Genomic DNA, 6,149 nt, shown 5'->3' with positions numbered 1-6,149 from the left:
GGTAAAGCTGGAGCGCTTGCCGCTTAATGGCTGGATTGATGCCTCGGTAACTGACCGTATGTCTATAACCACAAGGCTTACAGTAGTAATGCTGCCTGCCTTTCGCCATCCCATCTTTAGTGCAACCTTCTGAGCTGCATTTGGGGGTGTCTAACCATGATCACTGGCTCAGTAAAATAGATTAGCTTAATCCATACCAACTTAACAATGCCTTTCCTTGAAGTATTGCAGTAGCGCTTAATGCGCTAATTCTTCTTTCTAAAAATACTGACGCAGAAGATAGAATTCGATTATCTGGCTATTACGGATGAACTTCTATTAAGCGCTTAAACGTATTGACTGTGTAACTTGATATACCTACTATCTTTATCCTAATCCCAAAATCCATCTCAGGTTAAGATTTTGATTTTTTAGGCTGGGGATGACGTTGGGAGCAGTATATGCAATAAAAATGGTCTTCAACTGGCTGCTCATCACATCATTAACGCTTTATTAAATTTTATGTGTTATTGCTCTTCTTTCACAATCTTATGATATCTCCCTATCTTTGTTTAAATTCACCTTAAACATAGGAGGTTCTTATGGAACCGATTCAATCCATCGCATCGAACAGGGACGGCATGCGTCTAAGAGGCATGGTTGCAAGCATGATTTGTCTGACTTTCATGTCAGCCGCCCCGGTGTTGGCCTTCGACGCAAAAGATCGGGCGCAATCACATTATGGCAAGTTGCCATTCAGTTTTGAGGCCAATCAGGGGCAGACGGATGCTCAGGTGAGATTCCTCACACGGGGGCAGGGTTATGCCCTGTTTATGACGCCTACTGAAGCGGTACTTTCCTTGAAGAAATCTCAAGACCAAATTAGAGATACCTCGTTAGCAAAGTTCTCTCATTCGCGCGAAGAGACCGGAACTGTACTAAGGATGCAGTTTGTCGAAGCGAACTTCACTCCCCAGATTCTAGGCAAGGAAAAGCTTCCCGGGAAGGTCAACTACTTGATCGGCAATGACTCCAGTGAATGGCATACAGGAATGCCGACCTATGCCAAAGTTTCCTACGAAGACCTATATCCGGGGATTGATTTAGTGTTTTACGGTAACCAGGGGCAACTGGAGTATGACTTCGTGGTGGCGCCGGGGGGCGATCCAGGACAGATCAAACTGGCTTTCAAGGGCGCCAATAAAATCGAGATCAACCGGGCGGGGGATCTGGTTCTGCACATGGCGAGCGGCGAAATCCGCTTGCACAAGCCGGTCATCTACCAGGAAATAGGCGGCGCACGCAAATCCATTAAAGGCGGCTTTGTTCTTAAGGACAGCCAGACGGTGGGCTTTCAAGTGGCTGCCAATGACGCCTCGCATCCCCTGATCATCGACCCAGTCTTAGTGTATTCGACCTATCTAGGTGGGAGCGACTTTGATGATGGTCGGAGCATCGCTGTGGATGAGAGAGGTCGGGCCTATTTAACGGGTGAAACCAACTCGCCAGATTTTCCTGTCGATAGTGCCTTGCAGCCAACATTTGGCGGTGGTTCTGCTCAAGTCGGTGATGCTTTTGTCGTTCAACTCACGGCTGATGGTGGAGCGGTGCTCTATGCGACCTATCTTGGCGGGAGAGGGGAAGACTCGGGAGCAGGTATTGCAGTTGATAGGCGGGGGCGGGCGTATGTAACAGGGTGGACCAATTCACGCGATTTTCCGTCTGTTAACGCCTTGCAACCAAAATTCGGTGGTGGTGCAGCCCAAGTCAGGGATGCCTTTGTTGCCCAACTCACAGCCGACGGCTCCGCCTTGCGTTATTCAACTTACCTTGGCGGCAGTGACTTTGACGATGGTCGTGGTATCGCTGTGGATAAGCAGGGCCAAGCTTATGTAACGGGGGGAACAGTATCGTCCGACTTCCCGACTATGAACGCCCTGCAGCCTAAGTCAGGTGGCGGCACGGATGTCTTTGTTGCCCAATTCACTGCCGATGGAAGAGCACTGCGCTATGCGACCTATCTCGGCGGTAGTGGCGGTGAAGGAGGTTCAAGTATCGCAGTGGATGGGCAGGGGCAGGCTTATGTGACAGGCTCTACCAGTTCGTCCGATTTCCCAATCATGAACGCCTTACAGCCTGTTTTAGGTGATAATAATGTTCCTTTTGGTGGTAGAGACGCCTTTGTCGCTAAGTTAACGAAAGATGGTGCGGCTCTGCGCTATGCGACCTATCTTGGCGGGATTAGCGCTGATGATGGCCGGAGTATTGCCGTGGACCGCTTGGGCCAAGCCTATGTAACAGGGAGGACGGGTTCATCCGACTTCCCGACCGTGAACCCCCTGCAAGCTATATACGGCGGTGATACGGATGCATTTGTCGCCCAGTTCACGATCAATGGCGATGCATTGCGGTATTCGACTTTCCTGGGCGGGAGCGATACAGAGGACGTTCGAGGCATTGCGGTTGATAGTCGGGGGCGGGCTTCTGTGACTGGAGGGACCTTCTCGACTGATTTCCCGACCGAAAACGCCCTACAACCTTTCCTGGCCGGGCGTGATGACGCTTTTGTTGCCCAACTCACTGTCGATGGCGGCGCATTACAGTATTCGACTTACCTTGGCGGAGACGATATTGACATTGGCTATGGTATTGCTGTAGATCGATGGGGGCAGGTCTATGTGACAGGCGTTACCGGATCGTTAAATTTCCCGACCGAGAACGCCCTTCAGTCTGCTCCAGGCGGATTTTTTGATGCCTTCGTGACAAAAATCGGAAGTGATGGGTCGAAATTGTGATATCAGATAGAGGGAGGACTTTGAGTTATCTGTTCGGAGATTTATGCACTTGAAATAGCGGTGCTGGGGAAAGTAATTGGGGATGCACAGGTATTTTATGGCACCGTAGGCAGATAAAAGATGCGTTAATCAAACAGTATCTGGACAGCATTTTGAACTGAATTCAAATGGCAATTTTAAATGGAGCCGGATTAGTCAACGCGTATTGGACTTAGTTTATTATAAACTCGCCTGCTTTAGCGGGCGACTTGTAGTGATGTCCGGCGACTTTTTGGGATTCATATGCAATATAATTGCCAAGATTTTTCGCTGCTAAAATTAAGATGTATCAAATCCCGTTTAGCTTTAGCGAAAAATCCTGGCTACTAGCTAACCAGCTAAGCAATAATTTTTATTGCACTCTTAAATTTGTTGGAGGAAGAAGTGCAGATGTAGTCGTCGTAGACGAGCTTTTTCCTGACTCAAACGCTCCAATAGTAGGATTGGTCGGCACTGGTTTTCCGTCAAAGTCCGTACTCAGGCCAACGTTGACTCCCTTGCCAATCAGCGGCGACGATGAAGTTAAATGATAATCTGCAGAGTCAACATTCACGAACCCCAAGTCGGCAGTAGCAACCTGGCCTGTCTCTGACGGAACATAGTGAACAGAATATTGGCCTGAATTATCATATGCATTGTAGCTATGCGAAATATCTCCAGTAGAACTTGCATTAGAATATATTACTGCATTGTTTTTGAAGTCCATACGGGAACATGATCCCGCACCTGATAACAGGTTATTCATTCCGTTGTTGTTCGTTGCCTCTAGGTCAAAGGTATTGTTATAGATATTCCAAGAGCCTGATTGAGGGCATAATTTTTTAGAGATGCCGTTATAATGCGTTCCGCCTCTATTGTAGAAGACGTTGTAGTAGACCTTTAAGTCGTTTACGTAGTCATTGCCCCATGCAGTTTCAGTGAGCATCATTATCTGTCCATTGTTCTTGAAGACACTATAACGAACGACTATATTGTTTCCTGCAAACCACTGAATACCGTCACCATGAGTTTCAAGGCTATCATTATCATGAATGTAGGAATATTCAACCAGGAGATTGCTTCCTCTGCCTTGTATACCGTCTTCTCCCATTTTGTAAGATCCAGAGTCACCGATATCCAGATAACGCAGTGTGATATTATCTGATGGTCCTCGAACAGCTCTAACTCCGACGGAAGCGTTTTGCACTTTTATACCGTATCTTGTCACACCGTCAATAGTAATATGACTTTGTCCTCTACCAGAGCCTTCGCCAATACCTATGGCTCCCAGCGAATCACCGCCGTCGATAATTACTTGGCCATCGTAGTTGCTCGCCCAACCTGTTGAGCTGCCATGTGAGCCTGTGGTTGCTCGCTTAAATGTGATTGGATTGCCTGGGGTGCCGCTTTTATCAATGCTTAAAGCACCATACGTACCTGCAGCAATGTAAATTGTATCGCCAGGATTGATTACAGAGTAATTTATATCCTTCATCTGTTTCCAAGCATTTGCCCAGTCGGAGCCATTATTGGCCCCATTTGCACCACTGCGAACGTAAAAATTGGCAGCGGAACTCAAAGATACCAAGATAAAGTTTAAAAATATACCAATCAAAATACGATACAGTATTCTTTTGTTCATAATAATAAATCTCAATAAAGGTCTTGCAGACCATGAAATAATCAATAACCATACTTACTGGATGCGAGATGATTATTGCATATGCTTGTCGCAGTATGGGCTTCTCATCAAAAGCTATTTCCAGTTATAGCTGAGACAAATATCAGTAGGCTATTATTTAGTCATTTGGAATAGTCGAAGGATGCTGGCCTCATCAAATGCGATGCCAGCTCCGTCGATATGTTGTTTAAACTGTTAATGGTTCAGTATTAATGTCCAAGTCCATACAGTGACATTGACGCATTGGTTTTATAGCCGCGTCTCGAACCAGTCCAAGTATTGGGCAAGTCCTTCAGCGCATTGCGGCCAGAGCTCTTTTCCATCAAACCTTTACCCGATCCTACTCGGTCCAGGAATCCGACTTCCCCGTTTGGTCCCATGATCGCGATCCAATAAGGTGTGTTTGCGGTCACAGAGGCGCCGGCAATCGAAACCGCGTTCCATGCATCAGGCTTAACCGTGTTCAACTTGCCTTGAGCAACAAGAGCACCAGGATGCCCTTTATTATCTTTATAGATGCCTGCAACCAATTGTGTCGCAGTTGTGCTGGCGTCCAGATAAACCTTCACTTGAGTTAGCACACCGGATTTCTTGGATACAGTCTGGTACGCTTGTGCAATGCCCTGAGGTACGTATTCGACCCAAGGTTCTTCGTTTTTATCACCCATAACAAATTTCGGAGGGTTTGAAACACTGATTGCAGTCTTCAAGTTGTACTGGACTTCCGCTGCGGTCAAGGCTCGATTATAAATTCGCACTTCATCGATAAGGCCCTTGAAATAGGCTCCCCAAGTACTGTTTCCTCCGATGCGCAGTTCGCCGTTGGATGCTTGAATCAGGCTTTTTTCTGCGCCTTTGGCGACTTCAACGCCATTCATATAAAGCCGTCCGTATTGTCCATCATAGGTCACCACAAGGTGGGTCCATTGGTTCACTGGCAGCTGGTTCTGGCCGGGGAGAACATGGTATTGCCCGTCATAAATTCCAGCAGCAGGTACATTAGCATCTGCATTAAGAAGGCCATAGACTGCTCCACCGGATTGTTCCTTCGCAATCAAAGCTTTTTCGCCAGCCTGAGACTGTGGGTTGACCCATGCCTCGAGAGTCATGCTGGTTGAAAGATCTAATGATGGGCTGTCCTTGATCGTGACCCAATCATTCACGCCGTCAAACTGCAGCGCTTGTCCATAACGACCCTTGGCGATTCTGGCAGCTTCTCTAATAGTGCCATGATTGCCTTTGCCCGAGGCATCCGCAACCGTATTGCCGTTGGTTTCCTCAAATCCGTAGGCTGCTACCAAGCCATTATTACTGGTAACTTGGCCGGTAGTACCTCCATTAGTCGCTCCTGCAGTACCTCCGCTAGTCGCTCCTGCAGTACCTCCGCTAGTGGCTCCATTAGCTGCTCCGCTAGTGACTCCGTTAGCTGCCCCGGTAGTGGCTCCATTAGTTGCTACGGTAGTTTTTGTCGTGGCAGGTATTGTCTTACTAATTTCATTAGAGTAACCGCTTTCGTTGGTTCGGGCCGAATTATAGGCCTTCACTGCGGCATAGTATGTGACACCTTCCTTCGCTCCCGATATCGTGAGCGAGGTCTTGTTGCCGACATCTACATTGTCCGTGTACTTGCCGCTGCTCTGGCCGTAGGAGACGATATAACCGCCGACATTGGGGGA

3 protein-coding genes are annotated in these 6,149 nt (G+C 47.7%); 1 reads left to right on the top strand and 2 read right to left on the bottom strand.

The window, feature by feature from the left end:
* The first annotated feature begins 581 nt into the window (after nucleotides 1-581).
* A complete protein-coding gene (locus IT781_RS21195; RefSeq protein WP_194972166.1) occupies nucleotides 582-2,774 on the top strand; it encodes an SBBP repeat-containing protein in 2,193 nt (730 codons plus the stop codon).
* 391 nt (nucleotides 2,775-3,165) lie between these two features.
* On the opposite strand, the gene IT781_RS21190 is transcribed toward IT781_RS21195, so the two are convergent.
* Together IT781_RS21190 and IT781_RS21185 are read right to left on the bottom strand one after the other, a co-directional pair.
* Nucleotides 3,166-4,434 carry a hypothetical protein gene (locus IT781_RS21190; protein ID WP_194972165.1) on the bottom strand — a complete coding sequence of 423 codons (1,269 nt, stop codon included), beginning with the start codon at nucleotides 4,432-4,434 and terminating at the stop codon, nucleotides 3,166-3,168.
* Nucleotides 4,435-4,682: 248 nt separating this feature from the next.
* Nucleotides 4,683-6,149: LamG-like jellyroll fold domain-containing protein (locus IT781_RS21185; RefSeq protein WP_194972164.1), on the bottom strand; the 1,467-nt coding region annotated here is incomplete at its 5' end.

The organism is Methylobacter sp. BlB1, assembly GCF_015476545.1.
In the GTDB taxonomy this organism is placed as follows: domain Bacteria; phylum Pseudomonadota; class Gammaproteobacteria; order Methylococcales; family Methylomonadaceae; genus Methylobacter.
The sequence above is the reverse complement of the archived record's forward strand: the minus strand, read 5'-3'. Positions and strand labels throughout refer to the sequence as shown.

Bases quoted from the DNA above. Each gene is read 5' to 3' on its own strand.
- IT781_RS21190 (WP_194972165.1), bottom strand. From the start codon at position 4,434: ATGAACAAAAGAATACTGTATCGTATTTTGATTGGTATATTTTTAAAC.
- IT781_RS21195 (WP_194972166.1), top strand. From the start codon at position 582: ATGGAACCGATTCAATCCATCGCATCGAACAGGGACGGCATGCGTCTA.